General features: G+C 66.6%; 22 protein-coding genes, 1 tRNA gene and 3 pseudogenes. 11 read left to right on the top strand and 15 right to left on the bottom strand.

Annotation, left to right across the window (positions count from 1 at the left end; genetic code table 11):
• Positions 1 to 31 precede the first annotated feature (31 nt).
• Positions 32 to 751, bottom strand: a complete 720-nt coding sequence (locus tag IPG97_18550) for a dienelactone hydrolase family protein (GenBank protein MBK6858489.1) — start codon at positions 749 to 751, stop codon at positions 32 to 34.
• Positions 752 to 862: 111 nt separating this feature from the next.
• On the opposite strand from IPG97_18550, the gene IPG97_18545 reads away from it, so the two are divergent.
• Positions 863 to 939 (top strand) — tRNA-Val (locus IPG97_18545).
• Positions 940 to 1,513: 574 nt separating this feature from the next.
• On the opposite strand, the gene IPG97_18540 is transcribed toward IPG97_18545, so the two are convergent.
• The 4 genes and pseudogenes from IPG97_18540 to IPG97_18525 all read right to left on the bottom strand — a co-directional run bounded on the left by IPG97_18540 (position 1,514) and on the right by IPG97_18525 (position 4,843).
• The gene (locus tag IPG97_18540; GenBank protein MBK6858488.1) at positions 1,514 to 1,828 is read right to left on the bottom strand and encodes a hypothetical protein; all 315 of its coding nucleotides are present in this window, start codon (positions 1,826 to 1,828) and stop codon (positions 1,514 to 1,516) included.
• Positions 1,825 to 2,154 carry a helix-turn-helix domain-containing protein gene (locus IPG97_18535; protein ID MBK6858487.1) on the bottom strand — a complete coding sequence of 110 codons (330 nt, stop codon included), beginning with the start codon at positions 2,152 to 2,154 and terminating at the stop codon, positions 1,825 to 1,827. The genes IPG97_18540 and IPG97_18535 overlap by 4 nt, the downstream gene beginning before the upstream one ends.
• Before the next feature lie 627 nt (positions 2,155 to 2,781).
• Entirely contained in the window at positions 2,782 to 3,153 is a 372-nt protein-coding gene (locus tag IPG97_18530) for a hypothetical protein (GenBank protein MBK6858486.1), read from the bottom strand.
• A 129-nt stretch (positions 3,154 to 3,282) separates the two neighbouring features.
• Positions 3,283 to 4,843, bottom strand: a pseudogene (locus tag IPG97_18525) (SDR family oxidoreductase).
• A gap of 80 nt (positions 4,844 to 4,923) precedes the next feature.
• On the opposite strand from IPG97_18525, the pseudogene IPG97_18520 reads away from it, so the two are divergent.
• A pseudogene (locus tag IPG97_18520) lies at positions 4,924 to 5,620 on the top strand (RNA methyltransferase).
• 840 nt (positions 5,621 to 6,460) lie between these two features.
• Here the strand turns inward: IPG97_18520 and IPG97_18515 are convergent.
• Positions 6,461 to 6,754, bottom strand: coding sequence for a hypothetical protein (locus IPG97_18515; GenBank protein ID MBK6858485.1), 294 nt, complete (start codon positions 6,752 to 6,754; stop codon positions 6,461 to 6,463).
• A gap of 231 nt (positions 6,755 to 6,985) precedes the next feature.
• Between IPG97_18515 and IPG97_18510 the strand changes: the two genes are divergently transcribed.
• A complete protein-coding gene (locus IPG97_18510) occupies positions 6,986 to 7,552 on the top strand; it encodes a DUF222 domain-containing protein (protein MBK6858484.1) in 567 nt (188 codons plus the stop codon).
• A gap of 66 nt (positions 7,553 to 7,618) precedes the next feature.
• Positions 7,619 to 8,002: an HNH endonuclease gene (locus tag IPG97_18505; GenBank protein MBK6858483.1), complete on the top strand. Its 384-nt coding sequence runs from the start codon at positions 7,619 to 7,621 to the stop codon at positions 8,000 to 8,002.
• A gap of 25 nt (positions 8,003 to 8,027) precedes the next feature.
• Here the strand turns inward: IPG97_18505 and IPG97_18500 are convergent, their stop codons facing one another.
• Both IPG97_18500 and IPG97_18495 read right to left on the bottom strand, forming a co-directional pair.
• Entirely contained in the window at positions 8,028 to 8,426 is a 399-nt protein-coding gene (locus IPG97_18500) for a PIN domain nuclease (protein ID MBK6858482.1), read from the bottom strand.
• Between the two features lie 41 nt (positions 8,427 to 8,467).
• On the bottom strand, positions 8,468 to 8,689 hold the full coding sequence (locus IPG97_18495; GenBank protein ID MBK6858481.1) for a type II toxin-antitoxin system VapB family antitoxin: 222 nt from the start codon (positions 8,687 to 8,689) through the stop codon (positions 8,468 to 8,470).
• A gap of 367 nt (positions 8,690 to 9,056) precedes the next feature.
• Here IPG97_18495 and mscL point away from each other — a divergent pair, with 367 nt between their 5' ends.
• Entirely contained in the window at positions 9,057 to 9,431 is a 375-nt protein-coding gene (gene mscL, locus IPG97_18490) for a large conductance mechanosensitive channel protein MscL (GenBank protein ID MBK6858480.1), read from the top strand.
• A gap of 64 nt (positions 9,432 to 9,495) precedes the next feature.
• On the opposite strand, the gene IPG97_18485 is transcribed toward mscL, so the two are convergent.
• Entirely contained in the window at positions 9,496 to 10,296 is an 801-nt protein-coding gene (locus IPG97_18485) for an esterase family protein (GenBank protein MBK6858479.1), read from the bottom strand.
• A 601-nt stretch (positions 10,297 to 10,897) separates the two neighbouring features.
• Between IPG97_18485 and IPG97_18480 the strand changes: the two genes are divergently transcribed.
• The 5 genes and pseudogenes from IPG97_18480 to gdhA all read left to right on the top strand — a co-directional run bounded on the left by IPG97_18480 (position 10,898) and on the right by gdhA (position 14,688).
• On the top strand, positions 10,898 to 11,074 hold the full coding sequence (locus IPG97_18480) for a hypothetical protein (protein MBK6858478.1): 177 nt from the start codon (positions 10,898 to 10,900) through the stop codon (positions 11,072 to 11,074).
• On the top strand, positions 11,071 to 11,313 hold the full coding sequence (locus IPG97_18475; GenBank protein ID MBK6858477.1) for a hypothetical protein: 243 nt from the start codon (positions 11,071 to 11,073) through the stop codon (positions 11,311 to 11,313). The genes IPG97_18480 and IPG97_18475 overlap by 4 nt, the downstream gene beginning before the upstream one ends.
• Before the next feature lie 188 nt (positions 11,314 to 11,501).
• Positions 11,502 to 11,867 carry an AraC family transcriptional regulator gene (locus tag IPG97_18470; protein ID MBK6858476.1) on the top strand — a complete coding sequence of 122 codons (366 nt, stop codon included), beginning with the start codon at positions 11,502 to 11,504 and terminating at the stop codon, positions 11,865 to 11,867.
• Positions 11,765 to 13,246 (top strand): GGDEF domain-containing protein, encoded by a 1,482-nt coding sequence (locus IPG97_18465; protein MBK6858475.1) that lies wholly within the window; start codon positions 11,765 to 11,767, stop codon positions 13,244 to 13,246. The genes IPG97_18470 and IPG97_18465 overlap by 103 nt, the downstream gene beginning before the upstream one ends.
• 105 nt (positions 13,247 to 13,351) lie before the next feature.
• Positions 13,352 to 14,688 (top strand): annotated as a pseudogene (gene gdhA / locus IPG97_18460) (NADP-specific glutamate dehydrogenase).
• Positions 14,689 to 15,316: 628 nt separating this feature from the next.
• Here the strand turns inward: gdhA and IPG97_18455 are convergent.
• From IPG97_18455 to IPG97_18430, 6 genes are all read right to left on the bottom strand, one after another.
• Positions 15,317 to 16,189, bottom strand: coding sequence for a metal-dependent hydrolase (locus IPG97_18455; GenBank protein ID MBK6858474.1), 873 nt, complete (start codon positions 16,187 to 16,189; stop codon positions 15,317 to 15,319).
• A gap of 9 nt (positions 16,190 to 16,198) precedes the next feature.
• Complete coding sequence (locus tag IPG97_18450; protein ID MBK6858473.1) at positions 16,199 to 17,659, bottom strand: polysaccharide deacetylase family protein; 1,461 nt, start codon at positions 17,657 to 17,659, stop codon at positions 16,199 to 16,201.
• Positions 17,656 to 18,417 (bottom strand): gamma-glutamyl-gamma-aminobutyrate hydrolase family protein, encoded by a 762-nt coding sequence (locus tag IPG97_18445; protein MBK6858472.1) that lies wholly within the window; start codon positions 18,415 to 18,417, stop codon positions 17,656 to 17,658. Before IPG97_18445 ends, IPG97_18450 begins: the two co-directional genes overlap by 4 nt.
• A gap of 65 nt (positions 18,418 to 18,482) precedes the next feature.
• Positions 18,483 to 20,921, bottom strand: a complete 2,439-nt coding sequence (locus IPG97_18440) for an arylsulfatase (GenBank protein MBK6858471.1) — start codon at positions 20,919 to 20,921, stop codon at positions 18,483 to 18,485.
• A 195-nt stretch (positions 20,922 to 21,116) separates the two neighbouring features.
• Entirely contained in the window at positions 21,117 to 22,163 is a 1,047-nt protein-coding gene (locus tag IPG97_18435; GenBank protein MBK6858470.1) for an LCP family protein, read from the bottom strand.
• A 10-nt stretch (positions 22,164 to 22,173) separates the two neighbouring features.
• Entirely contained in the window at positions 22,174 to 23,067 is an 894-nt protein-coding gene (locus IPG97_18430; protein ID MBK6858469.1) for a DUF3662 domain-containing protein, read from the bottom strand.
• 62 nt (positions 23,068 to 23,129) lie between these two features.
• On the opposite strand from IPG97_18430, the gene IPG97_18425 reads away from it, so the two are divergent.
• On the top strand, positions 23,130 to 25,772 hold the full coding sequence (locus IPG97_18425; protein MBK6858468.1) for a GNAT family N-acetyltransferase: 2,643 nt from the start codon (positions 23,130 to 23,132) through the stop codon (positions 25,770 to 25,772).
• The last annotated feature ends 281 nt before the right edge of the window (positions 25,773 to 26,053 follow it).

Below are 26,053 nucleotides of genomic sequence, written 5' to 3'. Positions count from 1 at the left end.
CGGGAGGGTGAATGGGGCGCTGCCCAGTGAGTCAGAGGTTGCGGCGGAACAGGGTGTGGACTCGTTCCCAATGCAGTTCGGAGGCGTAGCGGTCATAGCGCGGACCGGCCGGGGCGAATCCGTGGACCGCCTTGGTCATGAGGTCGAGCGTGTAGGTCACCCCCGCCTCGTCGAGAGCTCCGGTGAACAGGTCTCGGTGTTCCCCCGGGGCCAGCGGGTCGTCCTGACACCACGCGAAGTGCAGTTCGGCCTCAACTGTCTCCAGGCCGAGGTGTGGTGAGTCCGATGTGTCCCGAACCATCCATGCGCCGTGGATGGAAGCACCGGCCTTGATCCGTTCAGGCCGGGCTCGGGCCAGTGAGACCACCAGGCCTCCGCTCATGCAGAACCCCACCGCTCCGGCCGGTCCCGGGCTGGCGGCCGGGTCGGTGTCTGCGTGGGCCAACAGCGCATCGGCATCGCCCACGATGTTGGTGGGGGTGACGGTGCCCATCAGCTCTTGGCGGGTGTGCATGTCCTCGTCGGACAGGCCGAACTCGCGGAAAGGCCCGCCCCGGTAGAACAGGTAGGGGAGCATCACGTAGTACCCGGCCGTGGCCAGGCGAGACGCCATGTCCCGCAGCGCGGGCCGGATGCTGGGGGCATCCATCAGGTACAGCACCACCGGGTGCGGGCCGCCGTGTTCGGGGTGGAAGATGAACGTCTTCATCACTCCGTCGGGGGCGGCCAGGTCGACCTCACGCTGGATCACGGTTGCGATTCTTGTCGCAACGGTGTGGCCCCAGCACTCAGATGTCGGGACGAGGCCATACATGGTTGGCACCTCGGGCGAGTGGGGCGGTAACGTCCTCCATCCCACCCGGGGCGTATGGCTCAGTTGGTTAGAGCGCTGCCTTCACACGGCAGAGGTCACAGGTTCGAATCCTGTTACGCCCACCACAGAACGTGCAGGTCAGCCGCTCCACCGGGGCGGCTGACGGCTTTTTCGCCTTGCCGTTGTCCACGCTACGTCCACATTGGCGCGGACAAAATCCGAGAAATGACACACGTGTAGGGCGGAGGCGTAGGGCTTCCGGCTACGTGACAGGTCTCAGCCCTTTGAGGCTGGCGTCTGGCCAAGCAGGGTTGTTCCAAGGGCACACACGTCGATTGAGTCCCTCGGCTGACAGGGGTCAGGACTTCACGAGGCTGGGCCGGAGCGTTCGTCGTGGGTTGTTGGTAGAGTTCTCGCCCGTAGTAGTTGAGCTTGAGGTCTTCGGCCCCTCTCTGGCTGACAGACACCCTCTCCCCTTCGACCTAAGGACTACCTGGGCGATGGTACGCCCGGGCCGCCAGGCCCTCTGCGCTACCAGGGACAGCAGGAAGCGCACGTAAGGCTGGTCCTCTGGAGGACTGGACTCGTCGGCCATCGGGAACGTGCGGAAGCTGAACGCGATCGAGGCCTAGTTCCTCGGGTGGACGAGCCAATCCACGGTTCGCACGCCGCTGCCGCGGAGGTCGTCGAGCACAGCCTCTACAACCGCCGTGGCGTACCCGCTGCGCTGGTACCGGCGTTGGATTGCCGTGACCATGAGAGGTAGCGGTGGCCGTCGATCACGTCGCCGATCTCGTCTACGAGCAGGTGGTGGGCGATGACACCGACGAGCTCGCCTTCTTCCTCGGCGACAAGGACGACCCGATCATGCTCGGATGCGGTCGGATCGCTGACCCAGCCCCACAGGCCGTCCACGATCTCAGCGACCTCGCCAAGAAATGGTTCGGAGGTGTCACCGAGGTCGAACGCCTCGAACGCTGGCGAGTCCTCGGCTCGCGCCTGCCGGAGGATCACTTGGAACGCGTGACCGTGTGCTTCGCCTTGCCGCTTGGCTGCCAACGATCGCCAGCCGACGTTTGCTTGGTGCGCCGGTAGCCGCCGTTAGCCAAGCTCGCCTTGGGCTCCCGAACCGACTCCAGCGCATCTGACAGCCGTTTGACCGTGGACCAGCGTGCGTCGAGGTGGCCGTTCTCGATCTTGCTGATGTCGCCCTGCGCGATCCCAGCCAGCTCGCTCAGCTCCGCCTGCGTCAGACCGAGCTCCATGCGGCGCTCGCGGATGAGGTCACCCGGTCTCGACGGCAGGGACGCCAAAAGAGCGGAGGTCGATGCAGTCGACATACCCTAGGACAATATAGGGAATAGCCCATTGCCACAAGGACGGCGGCGGCCCGGCTGGTCAAGCCCGCTCGGCCGAACTGGTGACCTCGACGGACGTCGTCCAGGTCCGCACCACGTCCACAAGGACACTCGAAACGAGGCAGCAGCCTGCGGATGTGGCCCGCACGTAGGTCACCGGTGGTCAGCGATGGGTGGACGGGTAGGTGGCAACCCGCCTCGACGTAAGGCCGGGTAGGTCTGTGGGGCCAGGCCGACCGCCTGGCAACCAGATCGGTACGGATGTCGCGATTGGTGCACCAGCGTTGCGCATGCCAGCTGAAGGAGCGAGCCTCTCGGCAATTCGCCAGGGACGACCCCGCAGTCAGCCAGGTCGGTGAAGGAGCTTCGTCCGGTCTCAAGGGCCTTCCCCTCAAGGCCACGGCGACGTGCCCGTTGACGTCGACGGCGAAGTCAACGATCACCTGGAGAGGCGCTCCGCTGCGGCTCGCAGCAGGGTCGACGTCGAGGTCTTGCGCTCTGGTGTGCTCTGAGGAGGTGAGCCGATCGGTGAGTCGCGCAGTAGCCGGAGCCGGCGTTGGACCGTGTCGTGGTCGAAGTGAGCGGGTGTCACCCGGCCGAGGCTTCAAGTCAGTCGTCGCCGAAGGCGGTGTGCGACGGTGTCACAACGCCGCCATCTGGGCTTCGGCGAACGCCCCGGGGCGTGTTCGTAGAGCAGGATGCTACGGGTGCTTCGGCGTCGAGGACGGGGTGGTTGCCGTCGACGACAGCGACGTCGACCCGATCGAATCCGGTGGTGCGAACGAGCAGGTCGATCAGTTCGAGAAGTCGGACCGGGCCGTTGAATCGGGCGGCGACGTCGAGGTCGTGAGGTTCGGTGTCTGGCACCTGTGCAGACTCGCGAGCAGCGGTGCTGCCGAAGATTCCCAGTAGGTCGACTCCCAGTGCGGCGAGTTCGTCGTCCGAGGTGGCCCTGTTCGGCCGCTTCGATGAGACGGTCACGTGCCTCGGTTGCCGTCACAGACATGGACCAAAGCGTAGATGGCTCGCTGTGCGGCCGGGCGACGATTCTCCCAAGGCCTCTCTTTGGCCGAACCTCCCAACGTTGTCGATCGGGGTGACCTTGGCGGATCACCAGTCGGTGGGTGCGTAATCCTTCAGGAACTGACCCCAGACGTGAACGCCGGTGTTGGCTCCGTCGATGATCGGATCGACGATTCGTGCCGCCCCGTCGACGATGTCCAGAGGTGGGTGGAACCGGTGCTCGGAGGTCTTCCGTTCGGCGATGTCGGCGGGATCCTCATCGCTCACCCAGCCAGTGTCCACACTGTTCATGTGGATGCCATCGGCCTGGTAGTCAGCGGCCGAGGTTCGGGTCATCATGTTGAGCGCCGCCTTGGCCATGTTGGTGTGGGGGTGCCGGGTCGTCTTCATGCGTCGGTAGAACTGCCCCTCCACCGCCGACACGTTCACGATGTGTTTGTCCCGCTCCGGCGTTCGCAACATCAGCGCCTTGAGACGAGCGTTGAGGACGAACGGAGCCTGCGTTCACCAGTTGAGTCTCGGTAGCTCAACCGACGACACTTCGGCCAGGTAAGACGCCACGAGTTCCGCCCCCCGAAGGTCGACCTGCTGGCGGTCCTGATCCAGTCGGCCGTCGGGAAAGAGATGAGGCATTGGCTCGGCGTCCTCAGCCAGGAGGACGGCCTGAGCTCATCTCCGCCGCGGTCATGATCGCCTCATCGAGACGTTCGACCGCGGCGGGTCCGACGCTCGCAACGGTGAGCATCTCGGGCCGGCGAACCCCATCGAAGCTGCCGAGAAGGCCACGAGCCGGGCCGGGATGTTCGACAGGGGACCGGACTCCAGTTCCATCATGTGGCGATAGAACTCCGGTGGTCGGCGGACCGTCTGGCAGGCGTTGTTGACGAGGTAGTCGAGCCGCCCGTGGGTGGTGGTCAGGTGGTGGCACAACGCCTCCACGCTGGGGGTATGACGAAGGTCGAGTCCGTGGATCGTGAGGCGGTCTCCCCACTGGTCGAAGTCCGATTCGGCTGCGTAACGGAGGCGCGCATCACGTGGGAAGCGAGTGGTCACCACCACCTCGGCCCCGGCGCGCAGGAGCTTGATACCCGCCTGGTAGCCGATCTTCACCCTTCCGCCGGTGAGCAGAGCCACCCGACCCGACAGGTCGGCGGACTCGGTCCGCTTGAACTCATTGAACTCCGCAGCTCGGGCACAACTGATCGTAGAAGTGGTGGATCTGGCTGTAGTGGGTCTTGCACACATAGCAGTGACGCTCGGCGGTGCCACCTGATCGGCGGGGACCACCGGAACTGATCCCGAGATGTCCAGGTGCTTCATCGGGGTCGCCATCACCGGTTGTGATCACATTCTCGGGCGGGAACACATTGGGGGTGGTGAAGACCGGCTTGGCCCGCAGAGCTCTGATCCCGGTCTGGGACAGCACTTCCTCCTCGCGGTCAACCTTGTCGGCCCGAGCCTGGCGCCGTCGGGCCTTGGCCCACGTCCGACGCTGTTCCACGTCTGGGCAGAACACGTCGCCGGCTGCGTTCACCAGGCGGGCCCGTTCCTCGGCGGTGAGGACGTCGAGCATGGTGCGATCCCCGGCGACTGACTCGAGCAACGCCGTCGCATCGCGCAAGCGCAGGGTCAGATCGTCGTCGGCCATCCGATCAGAATGACAGCCAGAACGGTTGGGTCTGGAACCGGGTTCTGCTCGGCACTGTCGGGCCTGGAAGGCTCGGCGTGATGGCTGTGGTGATGGTGGACGATCTGGACGACCCGAGGTTGGCCGACTATCGGCACCTGCGAACCGAACGTGCGGGCGCGCGTTGAACGAAACGCCGGGATCTTCACGGTGGAGGGTTGGCTGTCGCTGGAGGCCCTCGCCGAGTCGCCTTATCTCATCCGGTCCCGCGCTGGTGGCGGCACAGCGCGGACCGGGCCGTTTCCATCGTGGGCCAGGACGTCCCCGTCTATGCCATCGCCGAGTCGGCTCTGGGAGTACGTGACCGGGGTGCATTTCCATCGGGGTGTGGTGGGCGTGGCCCCGCGACCCACGCCGGCGACGGTGGAGGAGGTGGTGGCCGACGCACGGCGGGTCCTGATCGTCGAAGGGGTGAACGACTACGAGAACCTAGGGGCTCTGTTCCGCAACGCGTCGGCCTTCGGGGTCGATGCCGTGATCCTCGACCCGACCACGGCAGACCCGCTCTACCGTCGAAGCACTCGAGTCTCCTTGGGCCACGTGCTGCGTGTGCCCTTCGCGCTCGGTCGACAGGGATTTGCGGTGCTGGTCGGGGCCGAGGGCCCAGGATTGAGCGTGGCGGCGATGACCGCCGCCACGCATCGGATCCGGATCCCGATGACCGAGGGCACCGATTCGGTCAACGTCGCAACCGCGGCCGCCATCGCTCTGGCCGCGCTGTACGAGCGCCACAGCTGAGCGGTCCGGCCGGCCGAAAATTGAGCTCGGTGGAGGCAGCGGCGGATAGGTCCAGTCGTCGTCGCTGTGAGGGGTGATCAGACCAGGCTTCGCGTCGGCGTTTGGCCATGCCGTACTTGTGGGTCGGTCCGCCTGCCGGCGCACCTCCTAAGGAAATCCGACCTGGCCGGTCAGGACGCCCAACGAACGGGCAGACGCCGTCAAGCCCGCCGTCCAAGGAGTGACACCATGGCCAGCACCACCACCCCAGATCTCACCTCCCGTACCTCCCGTGCAGACATGGCCGGTAGATCCCCGGTCCTCTCGTCGCTTGTGTGCCCTCGGCCGGCCCTCGGAGTTCCGATCGTGCTCATCGCGTGTTCGACCGGTGGCGACCAGGCGAAGGTGGCTGCGGCAAAGGTGCCCTGCTTCGGCCGTGGTGACGGCGCCCAGCTCGACCGTTGTCGCATCGCTGGGTGCAATGGTCGGGGCCGACAGGGGAGAGGCCTCTGTCGCTGCACCACAGGTCGGTTCAGTCGATGGGGGCCAGGCCCAGGTGTCGACGGACACCACCGGCGGCGGATCAGGCAGCACCGACGGTGGTTCGGGTGCCGCTCAGTCGCCGACCACCGTCGCGGCTCCTGCGCCGGTGATCACCAGCTTCACCACACCGGATTCGATCGACTGTCACAATGGAGACTTCCAGGAGTTCACGGCCGCGTGGACCACACAGAACACCGTGAAGGGGTCACGATCTCCATCGACGGACCCGGGGTCTACAACGAGTACTCGGCCATCGGCGAGGCATCCCTGCCCTTCAATTGCTCGAGTGCCCACACCTTCACGCTCACCGCTCACAGTTCAGATGGGCGATCCACGACCCGCTCGGTCACCCTTCAACCCCGCAACGTCCAAGCCGACGTCTAGATGACGCGGTCGTAGACCCACCAGTTCGACCAGGTCATCCCAGTGGTCGAGCACCTCAGGGGCGATGCGAGGTCGCTCCCGGGCGTCCCGCCACGCCCGGGCGGTGCCGGTTCCGACGTTGATCAATTCCATCACCAACCCCTGGGCAGCCGGGTAGGGCTCGAGACTGCAGTACCGGAAGTCGTCGAGGATGTCGGCACGATGCAGCCCCACCCCGGAATCGGTCACCGCGGTAGCCCGCACCGAGTCCGGCGTCGGCGCCCCTTCGTCACCGATATTGGCGGACCTGAACGCTGGCGCGCCCGCGGAAGCGCCAGCGTGGGCGGAGGCGCGGAGGTGGCTCGGCCAGGGGTTCGAGCCGGCTTCGCTGTCAGCTTCGTTTCCGGGTTCGCTCGTGGCTTCGTTGTCACTCCGCCTTCTTACGCTGGTCGAGCGGAGCTCGACCGAGGAGGCATGGCGATGGCCACGGCGGAGAACAACACGACCAACCGGTTCACCACCGAGCTGGCCGATGTGCCAGCAGAGCGGTTGGAGGCCGATCTCATCGATCTGGCTGGGCGGTTGTCGGCGGGCACCTTCGAACTGTTGGTGTTGGTGGGTGAGCTCGATGCCCGAGGGTTGTGGGCCCGTTGGGGTGCCTTGTCGTGTGCGGCGTGGCTGGCCGAGGTGTGTGACATCGAGGTGTGCACGGCCCGCACCCAGGTCCGGGTGGCCCGAGCCCTACGCACCTACCCGGCGTTGGCTGAGGCGATGGCTAATGGTGATGTCTCTTACGCCAAAGCCAGGGTGCTGGTCCCTCACCTCGCCGAATCCAACGTTGACGTCTTGTTGCATCTGGCGGTCACCAACCCGGCTGGGCGGCTCGGGGCTGCGATCGCGGCGTGGTCCCAACGCAACGAAGACCCCGAGACGATCGCCCGCCGTCAGCACGAAGAACGAAGCGTGTCCTGGCGTACCGAACCCGACGGGATGGTGACCATCACCGCCCGTCTCGCCCCCGCAACCGCCGGAGCCGTGTGGCGGTGATAGACGCCCACGTCACCCGGTCCGCCGCGCCGCGGCGCTCACTGCCCCTAACAACGCGCCGACGCACTGGCCGAGATCGCCACCAACGGCGGCAGCAACGTCGACGTCGAGGTGGTGATCCACGTTCGAGGAGACGCCACCACCCTGGCCGACGGCACCCCCATCAACGACCACGTCGTAGCCCAGTTGTTGCCTCAGGCGTTCGTGTCGTTGCTGCTGGTCGACACCAACCGCCAACCAATCGATGCCAGCCCCCGCCGCCGTGCCCCGACCCGGCGCCAGAAACGGGTCGTCGACGAAACCAACCCAGAGTGCGGTCATCCCGGTTGTCGGGCCCGGACCTTCCTCCAATACGACCACATCCAGCCTTACGCCCAAGGCGGCCCCACCATCGTCGCCAACCTCCAACGCCTCTGCGGCCCCCACAACCGAGCCCGAACCCAAGCCTGAGCCGGCGGGCGAGTCCTGCTGGGCTCTAGGAGACGGCCAGTACCCGAAGCCGGGTGTGGCGGGCGATGACATCGAAATCTCGGTCTCGGTGAAGGACGGGGAGGTCCATGCGAATGGCGGTGGCGGCGACCTGGCAATCGAGCAGGTTGCGCACCGTCTCGCCGCCGCGACGACATGCCCGGTGGATGGAGGCGGCCGCTTCGGAGTCCACCAGCGGAACCGCCGGTTCGACGTCGAAGGTGTCGAGCATTCGGCGACGGCGAACGGCCCAGTCCTCGGAGGTGCCGCCGATCAACAACTCCATGCGCACCACCTCGGGCACGACGATGGTGGTCTCGGAATCGACTGCCTCTACCAGGCGGCGATGCACGGCCGAGCCGGTGGACTGGAGGAACTCGATCCACGCCGAGGTATCCACCACCACGGCCTCGTCAACCACCTCGACCACCCGAGATGACCGGCCGCTCACCCGGCGTGGGCCGGATCGGCATCGCTGAGGGCTTCGACTTCGTCGTTGGTCAGATCGAACCCGGTGCCTTGCATGGCGAGCACCTCCGACCGCGTCATGGGCTCACCCACCAGCTTCTCCAGCGCCAGTTGGACGGCTGCTCGCTTGGAGTCCAAGCGGTAGCGGCGCATCGCCAACTCGACCAGCTCATCATCGAGCTCGATGTTCGTCCGGGTCACGTGCACCACGATACACCATGATGTGTGTGTCGACCACCCCCGGTTGGGATCGGCATCCGCGATGCGACCACGCAGGAAGTCGATGGCCTCGTCCTCCCACCAGAACGTGGACGGCGTGACCCGGTGCCACCGAGGCGAGCTCGCATCCACCAGATCAACCTCCCCTCACATCCAGCGACCCAACTTCGAGCCATGGTACCGAGACCCCGTTACCCTGCCGGCTGAACCGATGCCGAGAGACATCCAATCTTCGTCGGCGGGCGGTCAGCCCTATGCTCGGTCTTACCTGTGCGATCTGAGCGTGGCGTAGCCACGGTCCCATCGACGCTCAGGGGCGAATTTTTCTGATTGGAAGGTGTCCATTGTGATCAAGGAATTCAAAGAGTTCTTGCTGCGGGGCAACGTCGTGGATCTGGCAGTGGCGGTGGTCATCGGCGGTGCGTTCACGGCCATCGTCACGGCCCTGTCCAAGGGCATCTTGACGCCGCTGGTCGGCATGATCGTGGGCACCGACTTCAGCGACATGACCTTCACCCTGAACGGCAGCACCTTCAGCTACGGCATCGTGATCGATGCGGTGATCAGCTTCGTTCTGATCTCCGCGGTGGTGTTTTTCCTGATCGTGAAGCCGATGCAGGTGTTGGCTGCCCGTCGGGCCAAGGGAGAGGTCGAAGCCGACGAACCGACCCCAGAAGCGGTGCTGTTGACCGAGATCCGCGACCTGCTCCGCGCCCGCCAGTAGCTCGATCGGCACAACGGAGCGTCCGTCGGTACGGGGCCCGCACCCAAGTTCGACCCTGGTGAGCTCAAGCCTTCCGTAGGCGGGCGATCACTCCGTCGATATCTCGCTGGAGCATCTCGCGGCGCACGAAGTGCGTTCCCGGGAGCTCATGCCACTCGTGAGGTATGCCGGCCTGGTGGAGCAGACCCCGGAACTCGCGCTGGCCAGCCCGCACCGGTGTCTCGTTCACGTCCTCACCGAGCCCGCAGACCATGAACACCCGCTTGTTGTGGTAGCTCGGTACCCGTTGGGAGGGGTTGTCGGCGGTGACCCGGGCCTGGTTCCAGAACGGCGCTCCATACATCGTGCCTCCGGCCAGCTCCACTGCAGCCGAGCTGGTGTTGGCCCAGTGGACCACCACCCCGCCGTCGCGGCGCAGGCTGGCCGGTCCTGAATGGCTGCTCACCGACGCGAAGTGGCCGTAGTACTTGGCGGCGTACTTGAGGGCCCCGAAACCGCCCATCGAGAACCCAGATACGGCGCGCCCGTTGTACTCGGCGTAGGTGCGGAAGTTGGCGTCGATCCAGGGGATGAGCTGGTTGATGTGGAAGGACTCCCAGTTGCGGGGGCCAGCCAAGGAGAGGACCGGGTTCGAGTACCAGCCGGCCTTACCGCCATCGGGCATTACCACGATCAGGCGCTTGCCGGCGGTGAGGCCGCGGATGTCGTCGTTCATGTCGAAGGAACGGAAGTCGCCGAGACCGCCGTGGAACAGGTACATCACCGGGTACCGGCGCCAGCTCGTCGAGTAGTAGTCGTCGGGGAGCAGCACGTTCACGGCCGGCTGCCAGCCGATCTGGTTGGTGGCGAAGCGGTAGTAGTTCATCCGTCCACCGAACACGGCGTGATCGGTGATGGTCAGACCGAACCCGTTGGAGGCCGCCGCTGCGGGGGCAGCCCCCAACGCCAGGCTCCCGCCCACCGAGAACGCCACCGCAGCGGCTCCTCGACGGCTCGTAGGAAAGCTCGACGGTCGCTTCCGTCCTCGGTGCCGGCACCTGGTGCTTGGTCAAGGTCATCCCCTTCTGGAGTGCACGTGTCGCAGGTCACGCGACGGGCTGGTGTGCTAACTATCTGTTCAGGGGCGGCTCGCTGCTAGTGCGCAGGGGGCCAACGTCGGGGTCATCAGGGGCCAGCAAAGGACTGAGGCGTCAAGGCGATGCGAACCGAGGATCTGGATCGCCCGATGGTGCCCGCTAGCTACGCGGCGATGCTGCTGGATGCGGCCGCGGCCCACGGCGTGAAGGCCGATCAGATCCTGGCTGCGGCTGGCATCGAGGCCAACCGGCTCAACGATCCCAAGCGCCGCGTTTCAGTCATAGACATCGCCGTCATGTTGGATCCGGCGATGGCCTCACCGGTGAGCCGTCTCGGCGTGAGATCGGTCTCAGCAGCAGCCTCATGTCCACGGGCTCATGGGGTTCGGCATGCTCACATCTCCCGACATTTCCGACGCGATCCGGTTGGGTACCGAATATCTCCAGCTGCGGGTCCCCGTGCTGTCCGCCGAGCTGCGGGTGGTCGACGACGTGGCGGTGGTATCGGTGGTCGAAACGGTCCCGTTGGCGAGCTGCGACAGATCCTGTTCGATCTCTTTCTGGTGAAGGTGGCTCGCATCGGCGGGGCGGTCACCCAGTACCGCTTGGGCCTCGACGACGTGGAGCTGTGGTTCGACTACCCCGAACCGTCCTACTACCAGCGGTTCAGGACCGCCTTCCGCCGGTCCGCTTCGACCAGGGAGCCAACGAAGTTCACTTCGACGCCGCTCTGTTGGACCGTCGCCCCGAGACGGCCGATCCCGCCAACGCCAAGATGGTGGAAGAACAGATTCGCCGTGAAGTAGACGAGGCTGGGGATCTCCAGATAACGTCGTGGGCCAGGTGCGGGCTGCGCTCCGGACCGACCAGGGCTACCCGAACCTGGCCGAGGTGGCCGACCAGCTTCACCTGTCGAGCCGAACGCTCAAGCGCCGCCTGGCCGAACGCGGCACCAGCTTCCATCAGCTTGTGACTCGGCTGGCGGGCCGAGGCCATCAGGCTGCTCACCAGCACCTCCCTGTCGATCGAACAGGTTGCTCGGCGTCTGGGCTACTCGGACTCCAGCAGCTTCCGGCGCGCCTTTCAAGGCTGGACCGACCTCACCAAGGGCCTTCCAGGGCCCGCGCAACGCCCGAGGTGGCTCGGCGGGAGAGCGGCCTGGAACCAGCGCCCTCCGGGCCACGGGCCACACATCAGAGCGCATGCCCGCCCGCTGATTGGTGGCTCACCCGCCGCACCGGCTCTAACCTTTCGCGCATGGAGGAGGTCGGTGACAGCATGGCGCGGCCCGTTCCCGCATGGTTGGACGCCCTCGTCGAGCAGGGAATCGAGGCGACGGTCGTCTTCGATTCGGATCTGACCATCTCCTACGCCAACGATGCCGCCATAGACCTGCTGGGGTACACCTGGCCAGAGTTGGCGGGCATGGGCGCCCTGGACTTCGTTCATCCCGACGACCTGTCACGGGCCGGCGCCAACGTGACCGGTGTGGCCGCGGGAGCTCGGCCCGACCCTGGCCTCATGCGAATCCGCACCGCGGCCGGCGAGTGGCGACCCATGGAGCTGAACCCCCGCCAGATGGACCTGCCCGACCCTCCCGAAGGCCCAGGCTCGGTGCTGGCGGTGACGATCAGGGACCACCAGATGGAAGACACCCACTGGCGGTTCTTGGCCGAGTTGGCGTCGGGATCCGACTTCCCAAAGGCGGTGGATGGGTTCGCCCGGGGGCTCTCGAGCAGCACCGACGGGGCGATGGGCGTCACGTTCGGGGTCGACGGATCCCGCCAGATTGTGGGGCCTCTGACCGCGGAGCTCGTCTGGCCCTGGGGCGACGAACTGCATCGGTTCCCGGTCATGGGCTCCAACCCAGGACATGAGACGACCTCGATACCAGATCCCGGGTTGGGTGTGGCTGAAGCGATGCTCCAGGCCGACCCGTGGACTCGGGCGATCATCACCGGCAAACCGGCATGGGCCGTGCCTGGCGTCTTACCCGAGCCGCAGCGCACGATCGCTGAGGCGCATCCGGGCAGGCGTAGTGGTCGTGGTGCCGGTGCCGGACCCGCTCACGAACTGCCCGCCCTCATCGTCCAGTGCCCGGTCGAAGAGGCCATGGGGGAGATCCACGCCGAGGCCTTGGCCCGGCGTCCGAAACAAGCGATGGCGATCGGCTTGGAGCGTCGGCACTCCCTGGCGCAGTTGCGCTTCCTTGCCCACCACGACCCTCTGACCGGCCTGGCCAACCGAGCCCAGTTCTTCGATCAGTTGAGCCAGCTCCACGAGACGTCGGGCGGCTATGGCGTCTGCTACGTCGATCTCGACCGGTTCAAGGAGGTGAACGACACCCACGGTCACCACGTTGGAGATGCTGTGCTCGAGCAGGTTGCCGCGATGCTGGTGGCAGCGTCGGGCCCAGAACACATGGTGGCCCGCCTCGGGGGAGACGAGTTCGCCGTCGTAATTCCATCGGCCGATTCGAACGTAGCGGCCGCGGTCGCGGCCTCGGTCGTCGAGGCCTTCACCGCCGGAGTGCAGGTCGAAGATGTGGCTCACGATGTCGGTGCGAGCGTGGGGGTTGCGATCGGCCATGCGTCCCCAGACCAGGTGGTCGCCGATGCCGATGCTGCCCTCTACCTGGCCAAGCGAGAGGTCGCGGCACCTGGCGAGTGCGGGGAGATCAGCGTCGGCCTGAGCGGTCGGTCCCCGCGAGGGGTGGCGAATCTCGGTCGGTGTCGGTGAATCCCGGAGCGTCTTGAGGTCCGCGGATCGGGCTGTTCTTGCGTCAGCAAGTTCCGGCTGCAACGGTTCTCGGCGATCAGCGTCAACGACGATGCGGAGGCAGACGTGCTCGACGAGAAGCTCGACGAGATCTACGACGAGGTCCTGCGACGGAACCCGGCCGAGCCGGAGTTCCATCAGGCCGTGCGCGAGGTGCTGGCCTCGGTGGGCCCAGTGCTGACCAAGTTCCCCCAATACACAGCCCAGAAGATCATCCAGCGGATCTGCGAACCGGAACGCCAGGTCATCTTCCGGGTGCCGTGGCAGGACGACAACGGCGACGTCCACATCAACCGCGGCTACCGGGTCGAGTTCAACTCGGCCCTCGGCCCCTTCAAAGGGGGTTCCGTTTCCATCCATCGGTGTCGTTGGGGACGGTGAAGTTCTTGGCTTCGACAGATCTTCAAGAACGCTCTCACCGGATGCCCATCGGTGGCGGGAAAGGTGGGGCCGACTTCGATCCGAAGGGTCGGAGCGACAACGAGGTGATGCGGTTCTGCCAGAGCTTCATGACCGAGCTGTACCGCCACATCGGCGAGTACACCGACGTCCCCGCCGGCGACATCGGCGTGGGCACCCGTGAGATCGGCTGGATGTTCGGGCAGTACAAGCGCATCACCAACCGCTACGAGTCGGGCACCCTCACCGGCAAAGGCCTGTCGTGGGGCGGTGCCTTGGTACGGCCCGAAGCCACCGGCTACGGCGCCGTGTTCTTCCTTCAAGAGATGCTCAAGGTTCAAGGCAGAGAGGTGGAAGGCCGGACCTGTGTGGTCTCCGGTGCCGGAAACGTCGCCATTCACGCCATCGAGAAGCTCCAACAGCTCGGTGGGCGGGTACTGGCCTGCTCGGACTCCCAGGGCTACGTATATGACCCCGAAGGTATCGACCTGGCCACCCTCCGCCAGGTGAAGGAGGTGGAACGGGAGCGTCTCACCAAGTACGTCGAATACCGGCCGGGGGCCGTCTACAACCGGCGGGGGAACATCTGGGAGGTTCCCACCGAGGTAGCTCTACCTTGTGCCACCCAGAACGAGCTCTCCGCCGCTGATGCCCGCCTGTTGGTGGCCAACGGCTGTCTGGCCGTGGCCGAAGGCGCCAACATGCCCACCACCCCCGACGGTCTCGAGGTGCTGCGAGCCGGCGGTGTGCTGTTCGGTCCGGGCAAGGCAGCCAACGCCGGCGGCGTGGCCACCTCAGCGCTCGAGATGCAGCAGAACGCGGCTCGTGACTCGTGGACCTTCGCCCATACCGAGACCAAGTTGGCCGAGATCATGTCGTCGATCCACGAGCAGTGTGCCGCCACGGCTGAGGCCTACGGTCGCCCGGGTGATTACGTGCTGGGAGCCAACATCGCCGGCTTCGTGAAGGTCGCCGAAGCGATGTGCGCCCTCGGTCTCATCTGAGCCCCATCGCCGGCGTATAGGTCACCTGTTCTCCGTGGTTTCAGCCGTCAGGTATCAGGGTTGGGATGCTGCGGTGCGACCCAGCTCCTCCAGAGCGCCTCGCAGCGAACGGCTAACCCCTGCTGGCAGCAAGGGCACGAACGGGCGCGGGGCAGGGGCCGGCGTGACGCCATGGTGTAGGTGACGCGGTCCAGTCATCACCAATGAGGGGCCAGCACCACCCATTCGACTAGTTCTCGGAACAGTGCGGGCTTCATGGCCGTGCCGGTGAACGACCAGACCTCGGGTTCAATCCCAGGCGATGAACCGCTCGTCAACGGTGGTGCCCCCTCGGAGGGTCACCCGTCGAGTTGAGCCGACGACACCTTGCTCAGTCTCAGAGGTCGGTTCCCAGGAGGTCAGTGACGGCCCAAGCCAGTTGGAGGCCAGCCCCGATGGTCAGCTGGCGGCCCAGGCCTGGCACGGGTAGCGATGACGGTCACGGCCGCCTCGATGCGAACCGGAGCGGAGTCGACGAAGGAGAGGTCACGTTCCTGCATGTCTCCACTCTCTCATTTCACCCTGCTTAGGGTCCTAGCGGATAGGTCCGGTCGTCGTCGCGGGGAGTTTGCCTTCGGGCGGTCCGGAGCTAGGGCTGCGCCCACTCCGGGACGGTTCCGGTCTCGGGGTCGAAGTTGTCGAGCCAGTGGGCCAAACCGGCCGGGTCGGCCAGCTCGTCGGGTCGGTGACCGGGCAGGGCCGAGACGATCATCGCCGGCAACGCGACGAAGATGAAGCTGACCGACCACACCAGCAGGCGGATGTGGGCGTCGGGCCGCCAGAACCGTCGCTCGTGCCACAACATCACCCAAGTGCCGACCAGCGCACACCAGGCCAAGACCAGGCCCGACACCCATGTGGCCCACGCATATCGCAGACGACCGCCGCCGTCGGGGCCCACGGCGGTTTGGTAGACCTCCCATGCCACCGACTTGTGCTCCACTTCCTCGGCCAGGTGCCAAAGGAACAACGTGGTGGCGGTCGGGTCACCGCCTCGCAGTAGACGGGTGCGCTTGTCCACCCACCGGGCCGCGGTGAAGGCGATGCACTCGAACCCGGCGGCGAAGGCCAGGCCGAACAGGGTCGAACGGCGGCGGAGGCGGCCGAACAGCCAGGCCGTCATCCGCTCCACCATGGACAGCCTCGGGTACCGCGCCAGGAGCAGGTCGTTGAACCGGCGGTGCTGGCCGTGGTGCTGGGCCTCCTGGGCGGCGTAGGCGGTGGCCCGCTCGGCCAGGTCGGCATCTGTATCGCGAATCGTCGGAAGCTGGCTGCGCACCGACGCCACCACATAGGGCTCGGCGTGGGGCATCAACAACGACACGGCGTTGGCGGCGATGGCCAGGTCTGGTTCCCGCCGGTTCCAGATCGGGTCCAGGTCCTCGGGCCACTCGAAGCGCACCCGCCGCACCGGTACCGGCCGATGGGGCCGTGCCTGGTCGAGGTCGGGGTGATGGGTCACACCAGAGGGCTAGCAGATCTGGACGAACCGGTAGCCCCGGGCCGAAAGCGCATCGATGAGACGGGGAAGGGCCGCCACCGTTTGGGTGCGGTCGATGCCACCGTCATGGAGCAGCAGCACGGCTCGACCTCCGTCGTAGCGGGTGCTCAGGTTGCCGTTGACGATGGCATCGACACCGGGCGAAGCCCAGTCCCGGCCGTCGCGGCTCCACATGATGGTGGCCAGGCCCAGTTCGGCGGCGATGGCGTCGGTGGTGGCGTTGCGGTTGCCGTAGGGCGGGCGGAAGCATCGCACGGTACCGGGTCCAGCTATCGAGTTGACCACGTCGAGCGACCCGGCGATCTCCTGGTACTGGCCGGATCGACCCAGGGTCAGCAGGTTGGGGTGGGTCATGGTGTGGACCGCTACGTGGTGGCCTTCGGCGATCATGCGGCGCACCAGGTCGGGGTGGCGGCGTGCCGCGTTGCCCACCACGAAGAAGGTGGCCCGGATCCGGTAGCGGGCCAAGACGTCGAGAACCTGGGGGGTCCAGGTCGGATTGGGGCCGTCATCGAAGGTGAGGGTGGCCAGGTTCGCTCCGAAGGAGGCAACCGGCTGAAGGGTTCGTACGATCGAGCCGGGCGGTGGCATCCACTGGAGGAAACGGGGGCACAACGGGGGGAGGGTGCCACCGGTCGAGCCGTAGTGATTCTGGGCTCGGGACCAACCAGCCGACGTGGCCGCCAGGGCCGCGATCACGCCTTCATCGCCGTAGGCCGCGGTGGTGGCGGACCAGTGGGTGATGCCACCCTCGTCTCCCGGGCGGCCGAGCACCTGCCGGTAGGCGGCGTCGGTCCGCCTGCGGATGCTGGCCGGGGTGGCCCACAGCGCGGCGGCCACCGACTGTCGGGTGGCACCCGAGTTCAGGCGTCCGCTCCAGTAGTCGAGTCCAGCCGGGTCGACGCCGCGTCCCAACATCACCTGATAGGTGCGTTCCAGCCAGCCGGCGTTGTTGGAACCGGCCCGGGTCCAAGCCTCGCCCGAAGCGGCCAGCTCACCAGCCACGAAGGCAGAACCCCGGGTCCGCGCCGTCGGCGCCCAGTTGGACAGGTCGCTGGCCGATGCCGAACGCTGGAGGATCAGCTCGTACAGATCGGCCACCCGCCTGCGGGCCGATGCTTCGGCGTTCCCGATGCCAGACGCGACCTCGAGGTAGGTGGCGCCGTCAACCAGCTTTGCCAGCCACGGGGCCGACGCGGGAAGGGTCGGCTCGTTGCCGGCCATGGTCAGGTGCAGCCACGAGACCCAGCGCAGGTCGGCTGCCGTGTCACGAGAACAGGCGCCGTTGGTCGTGGCGCTGGCCGGGCCGGGGGTCGGGCCTCCGACGATCAGGGTGACGACGAGCAGCACCACCGAAACCAGCACCGCCCCGGACCGGACTGCAATCGGCCGGGGGGTAGCCCGCTGTTGCGGCGTGTCGTGAACGATCATCGGACATCTCCACAGAGGATTGCGGTGAACCAGCGGGCCACGGCTCGGTCGTCGAGGCCTGCGACCGCGGCGTGATCTTCCAGGCGGTGCAGGGCCGCGTCGGCCGACTCCGGGCCGATCAGGTCCCGGCGCACGGTGATCAGATCTCGGGTAAGGGCCGGTGTGAACTCAGGATGGGCCTGGACGGCCACCGTCCGAGTGTTGAGCGAGTAGGCCGCCACCGGGCAGTGGTCTGAGGCCGCGATGACAGTCGCTCCGTCGGGAAGCTCGGTGACCTGGTCTTGGTGGCTGGCCAGGAGCGACAGCGTGGTTGGGATCTCGGCCGTGGGCCAACCCGGGGCGGCAGATACGACCCGGTAGTCCTGGATCCCGACGCCCCACCCTCGCCCTGAACGTTCAACCTTGCCGCCCATGGCCTGGGCTAGGAGCTGGTGGCCGAAGCACACCGTCACCAGCGGCACCTCGGCCTCGACGACCCGGGCCAAGAAGGCGCCCGTGTCGGCGATCCAGCGGTGGCTGTCATAGACCGACGATGCCGATCCCGACACCAGCCATGCGTCACAGTCCCTCGGACCGGTGGGTAGGTCGCCGTCCTCGACGGGGTAGGTGACGAGATCGAGGGGTGCGTCGGCCAGCAACGTGGCGAACAACTCGGGATAGTCGCCATGGTCGGTGGCCACGTCTTCTCGCACATGGCCGCATTGGATGAGGCCAACTCGGGCGATCTCCGACGCAGAGTTGGGGTGTTGCTCGGTCATGGTCGCCTGACCCTACGGTCGCCTCACCCAGAGGGCCAAGCGGGTGCTGGTGTCGTTGTCAGACATCACTCGTAGCGCATCCCGATCTCGCGCAACAGGTCCAAGAAGCGTGTCCCCGAGTCGGGCGCCCTCTCCCCAGGGACGTAGGAGACTGCTCTCAGCCGGCCTGAGTACGGGAACGGACCGTGTTGGGCATACACGTCCCACCACACCGGGGAACGTCGATCCACGCCTACGTCGATCCCTTCGAAGGGGGCCATGGCGGCCAACATCAACAACCCATCGGCTCCGCCTCGCTCTTCATCTCCCACCACGACCCGGGCATTCCAAACCCAACCTCCCGGGGCAGTCATCTCGAGACGAAGCGGACCGTCACCGACGGGCATGGGGCCGCACCTGATCACTGAGACCTTTCCGTATCCGTTGTGGACGAAGACCAGTTCCCCGGTGTCCTCATCGGGGTCGGGGTCGGGGGCGGCAACGGGGTCGGGGTCGGCTGCTCGGGCCGGCGCGGGGTGGTCGGCTAGCAGTGAGCTCGTCGAGTCCACGACGTAGAGGGCGTATCCGCCGCCCTGGTCGCCATGGGCGAAGAAGACCCCACGATCGGCTGCGCTGTGATCGACGTCGACGTCGACGGTGAAGGAGCGCCACTGGATGAGGAGCTGGGACCGGTAGCGCTCCAGAGTGTGCGTACCAGCAGGGATGCGCACCGGTTGCTCCATGTGATCCTCGTATGGAGGTCGGGTTATGAAGCGCAGACGTGACCCTTCGTCCAATGGGTACACCTGGTTCTGGCGGGCGGCCTGCTCCCAGCCATCGGCCAGACGGGCCACCACTTCTGGATGCTCGGCGGCCAGGTTCTCGGTCTGGGTACGGTCGTTGTTCAGGTCGTACAACTCCCACTCGTGGTCTCCGAACTCGGTCAGCGCAGAGTGTCGGGTCACGATCTCCCACCCCTCGCCGTCATAGAAGCCACGATGCCCTGACATCTCGGTGTACTGGGAGCCATGGTCGTGCTTGGCCTCATGGTCGAGGAACACCGGCGCCATCGACACCCCGTTGAGAGGCTGAAGCCGAACACCGGCACGCTGTTCGGGCCGAGACACCCCGGCTAGCTCGCACAGCGTGGGCAACACATCGGTGACGTGGGTCCACTGGTCTCGTCGGCCGGGGACCAGCTTGTCCAGTCCGGCTCGGCCCGCGGGCCAATCCACGATGAACGGGACGGAGTGACCGCCAGCGTGGGTGTTGATCTTGTAGAGCCGGAATGGGGTGTTGGAGGCCATGGCCCAACCCCGGGGGTAGTGGACGAGGGCCCGGGGGGTGCCAGCGTCGTCTATGCGGTCTCGGTCGAAGTCGACGTCTTCGATGTCGGTGACGTTCTTGGACACGAGCGTCCGGAAGTAGGCGGTGGTCCCGGCGGTTTCACCTTCCCGCGACGCCCCGTTGTCGGACAAGAAGCAGACGATGGTGTTGTCGGCCACGCCGAGATCCTCGAGCGCGGCCAGCAGTCGTCCCACCGACTGGTCCACGCTGTCGACCATGGCGGCGTAGACCTCCATGTAGCGGGAGTACAGCCGTTGATCCGCGGGATCTAGGTCGGCCCAGGCGCTCACCTCGTCACCCGGCTCGTGGTTGGGTGGTGGGAGGGGAGTGCCGGGTGGCAGCAACCCCAACTCCACCTGGCGTAGGTGGCGGGCCTGGCGTAGGGCATCCCATCCCTCGTCGTAGCGGCCCCGGTGGCGGTCGTGGTCTTCGGGCTTGCACTGCAACGGAGCGTGTACGGCGATGTGGGCGAAGTAGCAGAAGAAGGGCTGGGTCGGGTTCGAGGTACGGGCGTGGCGTATGTAGTCGATGGCCCGGTCGGTCAGATCGTCGGTGACGTAGTAGCCGTCGGGGTAGCGGTCGACGGGAACGGTGTGGTTGTCCTCGACCAGGCGGTGGGGATGGTGGAGGTTGGTGAACGCATCGAGGACGCCGTAGTAGCGGTCGAACCCTCGCTGGCACGGCCAGGCGTGGCGAGGGCCGGCCTCGGACAGGTCGGCATCCTTGGTGAGGTGCCACTTACCGATGGCGATGGTGTGGTAGCCCGCATCCCGGAACAGTTCGGCGGCGGTGGCCACGTCGTCGGCCAACTCGGCGGCGTAACCGGGGAAACCCGGATCGGAGTTGGCCACGTGGCCGGCCCCGGCCCGGTGGGGGTTCACCCCGGTGAGCAGGGCGGCCCGGGTCGGAGAGCACATCGGGGTGACGTGGAAGTTGGTGAACTGGACGCCGTCGGCGGCGAGGCGGTCGAGGTTGGGGGTGGGGATCTCCGAGCCGTAGCAGCCCAGGTCGGCGAACCCGAGGTCGTCGACCAGAATCACCACCACGTTGGGTGCATCAGGCCCGGGCTCGGGCCGCGGCGGCCACCAACCCTCCGAACCGGCGAAGGTTCGTCCGACCTTGCCGCCGAAACCCTCGTAGGGGCCGGCCGGTTCAGAGGCGGTGCTGGGCCCGCTCATCGCCCGGCCTCCGCACCTTGGGTCCGTCCATCAGCGATGAACGATGGTGCGATCAGGCCGTCACGAAGAATGGTCATGGGCGGTGACGGTAGTTACCCGACGCGGTCACGGGTAACCACCACATCGCGCGTCCCCCGCACGATCACCCGCCCGGCCCGGGCTCGACGTCGGCCAAGCCAGCGACCGACCGCCTGATCAGCGGAAGCCAGCCAGGACCTCTTCGGCTCCCTCGCCCAACTCCAGAACCTGGGCACCGCCACTGGTGGTCCGAGGAGTGACCGGAAGCGCCGTCGGTCGGGGGTCGAGGTTGCGCATGGCCAGTGCCAGCCGGAGCGGGTCGAACATGGTCATGGCGTCGTCTATGCGCAGCCCGGCGGTCATGGAACTGGCGGCTGACATCAACGCGAACGGGTTGCGCTTCGTGGACGCCTTGCGCATGACCTCACGCAAGAAGGTCTGCTGGCGCATGGTCCGGTTGACGTCGGGGAGCCCGCCTTCGGGCACCGGCTGGCCGTTGATCACCTCGGTGAAGTGGCGGGAGCGGACGTAGGCCAAGGCTTGGGCTCCATCTAGGTGGACCACTCCGGCCGTCTTCACGTCCAGTCCTGAGGCCAGGTCGAAGGCGGGGTTTGCGAAGTTCACCTCGATGCCGCCCAGCGAGTCGACCAGACCGCTGAAGGAGTCGAAGTCGATCTCCATGTAGCGCTCGATTGGGATGCCGAAGTTCTCGGTAACGGCCCGGATCAGATTGCCCGGTCCCTGGTTGTAGGTGGCGTTGAGGCGCCCTTCGTCGCCGGTGGCCGGGTTTCGGACCCACAGGTCCCGGTTCAGTGAGAGCATCGACGCGTTTCCGTCCTGGATGCGAAGCACCATGACGGTGTCGGCCCGAACCCCGTCGACCCCCTCACGTCCCGGTCCGTCACCTAGAGCGTTGTCGGCCCCGACGAGAAGCCAGTTGGTCCCCGATGACGACGACAGTGCATCGGACACCTCCACCTTCTCGATCCGGTTGAAGATCACGTTGGCCCATATGAGCCCGCCCACGACAGCGACCAGGATCGCGGCGAGGGCGACCGCGGTCAGCCGTAACGCCAATCGGCCTCGTCGAGGAGGGCGCCTCGATGTGGCGACCTCGGCGTAGCCAGAGGCTGGGGAAGCGGGTCGGTCGCGTAGCGAGGTGACCAACCGTTCCACGGCGACGCCGCTGATGAGGCCGGCCGCAGCGACGAGGATGAGCATCATCGGGAGGTCCTCATCGCTGGTGGGAGGAGCGCCCCAACACCTCGGCCGAGATGCGGGTGCGGTCCGAATCGGCCAGGGCTCGGGATCCACCCTGCGCGCCGGCGCTGATCACCTTGAGCTCGAGTGGACCGACGGCGATCACCGATCCTGGACCGATGGCCGCTGGCACGCCAGGGTTGATGCGGGTTCCGTCCAATCGGGTGCCGTTCGAGGAGTTCAGGTCAGACACCACCCAGCCGCTGGCGGTGGGCTCTAGTCGGGCATGGGTGCGGCTGACCCGCTCGTCGGCTACCACGACCGAGTTGTCCGGCGAGCGTCCGATGGTCAAAGTCGGGCCGTCCAACACGATCGACTCACCGGTGTCGGCGCGAACGAGGGTCAAGGTCAGGAGACCCGGCTGTTGACGTCCGGCCAGCGGCTTGGCGCCCTTGACTTTGGGAGCACCCTTGTTGACGGCTGGTTGATCGATGGCCGACCCTTCCAAACCGACCTGCGCCAACGGGACACCTGGACGTCGGCTTGGATCCGACGCGAACACGATCGAAGCCGGGCCTTCGAGGGCCCACCCGTAGTCGGATGCGGCATCGGCCAGAGCGCTGGCCAGGCCATCGACGAACCACCGTTCGGATTCGTGGACCACCGCCAGGTCGGTGGGGTTGAGCAGAAGGCGGTACCGGGCCGGGGCATAGGTGAGTCCGTCGCGGTTGACCCGCACGTGACGGACCATCTCTGAGAAGCACGCCCGCTGAAGCTCAGGCGCATCGAGACCGCGACGGGCGGCCATAGGGCCGGCAACGGCCCGGGCGGTGGCGGCGGCCTGGGCTCGGCCCTGTGGTCTGCGGGTCAGTCGGGAGAGGGCGAACCCGACCCCGGCACATGACACGAAAACCAGTACTGGAAGCACCCGGGAAGGATAATGCCGCCTCCAACGAGGACCGATGGCGCGGGTCCCGTATCCTCCGATCCATGGTCGCGGGAACTGCGGAGAACGGCTATCCGAGCCGATGGGAAGCAGATGTGGTCCTAGCCGACGGGGGCACCATGTCGGTTCGACCGATCCGTCCCGACGACGCCGAGCTGATCTTGCGGTTTCACGACCGTCAGTCACCCGAGAGCATCTACTTCCGGTTCTTCTCCCCTCGCCCTCGGCTGTCCCAGCGAGATCTCGATCGTTTCACCCAGGTCGACTACGTGGACCGGATGGCCTTCGTCGGGCTGTTGGGCGACGAGTTGGTGGGCGTGGCCCGCTACGACCGCCACCGGGGCCGCAGCGATGCCGAGGTCGCCTTCTTCATCGACGACGAACACCACGGTCGGGGCATGGCCACCGTCCTGCTCGAATACCTGGCCGCTGCGGCGCGAGAGGTGGGGATCTCGGGCTTCACCGCTTCGGTCCTGCCCCAGAACCGCAAGATGCTCGGGGTGTTCACGCAGGCGGGTTTCACGTCCTCGAGTCGCTACGAAGACGGCGTGATCGAGGTGGAGTTGGGTATCGAGCCCACGCCTGAAGCACTCGCCGCCATCGAGGAGCGAGCATCGGTGGCCGAGGCCCGATCGGTGGAGAGGGTTCTCAAGCCCACATCCATCGCGGTGGTTGGCGCATCCCGAGATCCGGAATCGTTGGGTCACCAGGTCCTTAGGCAGTTGATCCGTCACCGCTTCAACGGGCCCGTCTACCCGGTCAACCGGGAGGCGTCGTTCGTGGCCAGCGTCCGGGCCTGGCGTTCGGTAGTGGATCTGCCCGGAGAGGTCGACCTGGCCGTCGTCTGTGTGCCCGCGGCCGAGGTGCTGCGGGTCGTCGAGGAATGTGCGGTCAAGCGGGTGCAGGCCCTGGTGGTGCTCAGCTCTGGTTTCGCCGATCAGGACACGGCGGGCGAGGAACTGGAGGCCGAGTTGGTCGCGTACGCCCGGCGACACGGGATGCGACTTCTCGGCCCCAACACCTTGGGCCTGATCAACACCGACCCATCGGTGAGTATGCACGCCACATTCGTCCCCGTCGATGTCGAAGCCGGCCGCGTCGGTCTGGCAGCCCAGTCCGGTGTGATCGGGGCGGCGGTGGCCGACGCCGCCCGGCGGGCCGGGGTGGGGATCTCCTCGTTCGTGGCGGTGGGCAACCGGGCCGACGTGTCCAGCAACGACATGTTGCGGTACTGGCAGGACGACCCGGCCACCTCGGTGGTCATGCTGTACCTGGAATCCTTCGGCAACCCCCACAAGTTCGCCCGAACAGCTCGGGCCCTGTCACAGCACAAGCCGGTGTTGGCAGTGAAGGTGGGCGGGGTTCCCGCAGATCACTGGGACGAGCCCGATGCGTGGCCCGCCGATGCCACCGCCACCGCGCTTTTGGAACAGACGGGGGTAATTCGGGTCGACAACCTGACCCAGATGATCCACACCGCCGACGTGCTCGCATCCCAACCCCACCCAGCAGGTGACCGGGTGGCGGTCCTGACCAACGCATGGGGTCCGGCGTGGTTGGCGGTAGATGCTCTTAGAGCTGCCGGTCTGGAGCCGATCGCTCCCATCACCCTGGAGAACGACACCGACCCCGACGCCTTCGCCGACGCTCTCGTCCACTTGTACCAAAGCGGACGGGTTGATGCAGTTCTGGTGATCTACGCCCCCGCCACCAGTCCTCGCTATGACGCATATGGCAGCGCTCTGGCCCGGGCATCGTCGTCACCAGACGCGGTGACGACAGTGGCCTGCCTGTTGGGAGACCCACCCCGTGGCGTGCTCACCGTGCATGGGACGAGGGTGCCGAACTTTCCGTTCCCAGAGGAAGCGGCTGCGGTTCTCGGCCGGGTTCGGAACTACTCGGCATGGCGGGGTCAACCGGTGGGATCGCTCATCGACTTAGATCCCGGCGCGCTGAGTCGCGCCCGAGAGTTGGTGCGGGACCGGCTGGCGGGTGGGACGGGGCGGTGTTGGCTCGACCCGCTAGATGCCGAACATCTGCTGGAAGGTGCTTCGCTGGCCATGGTCAACCAGAGGCTGGTGACCACCGTCGACGCCGCGGTCGATGCCGCCGGAGAGATCGGCTATCCCGTGGCTTTGAAGGCCTCCGGATTGGACCGGCTGTCCAAGACCGAAGCCGGGGGAGTGGCCCTAGATGTCCACGGTGACGACGAGGTGCGCGGAGCTTACGAACGCATGGTGTCGGTTTTGGGCGATGCCATGGTTCCGGCGGTGGTGCAGGCCATGGCCGCGGAGGGAGCCGAGTGCCGAGTCGGTGTATATCGGCACGCCATGTTGGGAGATGTATTGACGCTCGGTCCCGGTGGAGCCGCGGTCGAGCACCTAGCCGAGCGGGCCATGCAGATCCTCCCCCTGACAGACGCCGACGCTGATCGGTTGATCGACCGTTCAGGACTTGGCCCGGTCTTCGACGCGCAAGGAGACCGAGCCCGAAGCGCCATGGTCGAACTGCTGGTACGGGTGGCGGCATTGGCCGATGCGGTGCCCGAGATCACCCGTCTACGCCTCAACCCGGTGATGGTGGCTCCCGACGTGGCGGCGATCACCGATGCCCGGGTGTTGATCCAGACCTACGAGCCAGACCTCCGGCCGCCAGTGCGGAGGCTGGAGACCGGGGCCCAGCCCTGAAGGGAACAGGTAGCGCTAGGCGGGCCGACGCGTAGTCCACAGCGCACGGTCGGCCGCCTTGGTGGCTCGCCTCCTCAGCCTGGATCCACCGATCGGACTTGGCTTGTGCTCGATTCTCCCTGGTCACCCCGGCAAAGCTGGCTCTATGGGGTGGCCACCGCGGGTGTTCGGCTGTCTGACCACCCGGAACGCGAGGGCTGGGCGGGGGTTCGGGGGCAGAGCCCTTTGTGGCGGAGCTCCCGGCCTGCGGAGATCGGCTTTGCCGGTTGCAGCAGTGAAGA

The organism is Microthrixaceae bacterium, from assembly GCA_016702505.1.
Taxonomy (GTDB): Bacteria; Actinomycetota; Acidimicrobiia; order Acidimicrobiales; family Iamiaceae; genus Aquihabitans.
The sequence above is the reverse complement of the archived record's forward strand: the minus strand, read 5'-3'. Positions and strand labels throughout refer to the sequence as shown.

What these genes read in the sequence shown, in the direction of transcription:
- IPG97_18425 (MBK6858468.1), top strand. Translation starts at nt 23,130, where the DNA reads ATGGTCGCGGGAACTGCGGAGAACGGCTATCCGAGCCGATGGGAAGCA.
- IPG97_18435 (MBK6858470.1), bottom strand. Translation starts at nt 22,163, where the DNA reads ATGATGCTCATCCTCGTCGCTGCGGCCGGCCTCATCAGCGGCGTCGCC.
- IPG97_18445 (MBK6858472.1), bottom strand. Translation starts at nt 18,417, where the DNA reads ATGACCGAGCAACACCCCAACTCTGCGTCGGAGATCGCCCGAGTTGGC.
- IPG97_18480 (MBK6858478.1), top strand. Translation starts at nt 10,898, where the DNA reads ATGCTCACATCTCCCGACATTTCCGACGCGATCCGGTTGGGTACCGAA.
- IPG97_18465 (MBK6858475.1), top strand. Translation starts at nt 11,765, where the DNA reads ATGGAGGAGGTCGGTGACAGCATGGCGCGGCCCGTTCCCGCATGGTTG.
- IPG97_18485 (MBK6858479.1), bottom strand. Translation starts at nt 10,296, where the DNA reads ATGAACTACTACCGCTTCGCCACCAACCAGATCGGCTGGCAGCCGGCC.
- IPG97_18510 (MBK6858484.1), top strand. Translation starts at nt 6,986, where the DNA reads ATGGCCACGGCGGAGAACAACACGACCAACCGGTTCACCACCGAGCTG.
- IPG97_18450 (MBK6858473.1), bottom strand. Translation starts at nt 17,659, where the DNA reads ATGATCGTTCACGACACGCCGCAACAGCGGGCTACCCCCCGGCCGATT.
- IPG97_18535 (MBK6858487.1), bottom strand. Translation starts at nt 2,154, where the DNA reads ATGTCGACTGCATCGACCTCCGCTCTTTTGGCGTCCCTGCCGTCGAGA.
- IPG97_18440 (MBK6858471.1), bottom strand. Translation starts at nt 20,921, where the DNA reads ATGAGCGGGCCCAGCACCGCCTCTGAACCGGCCGGCCCCTACGAGGGT.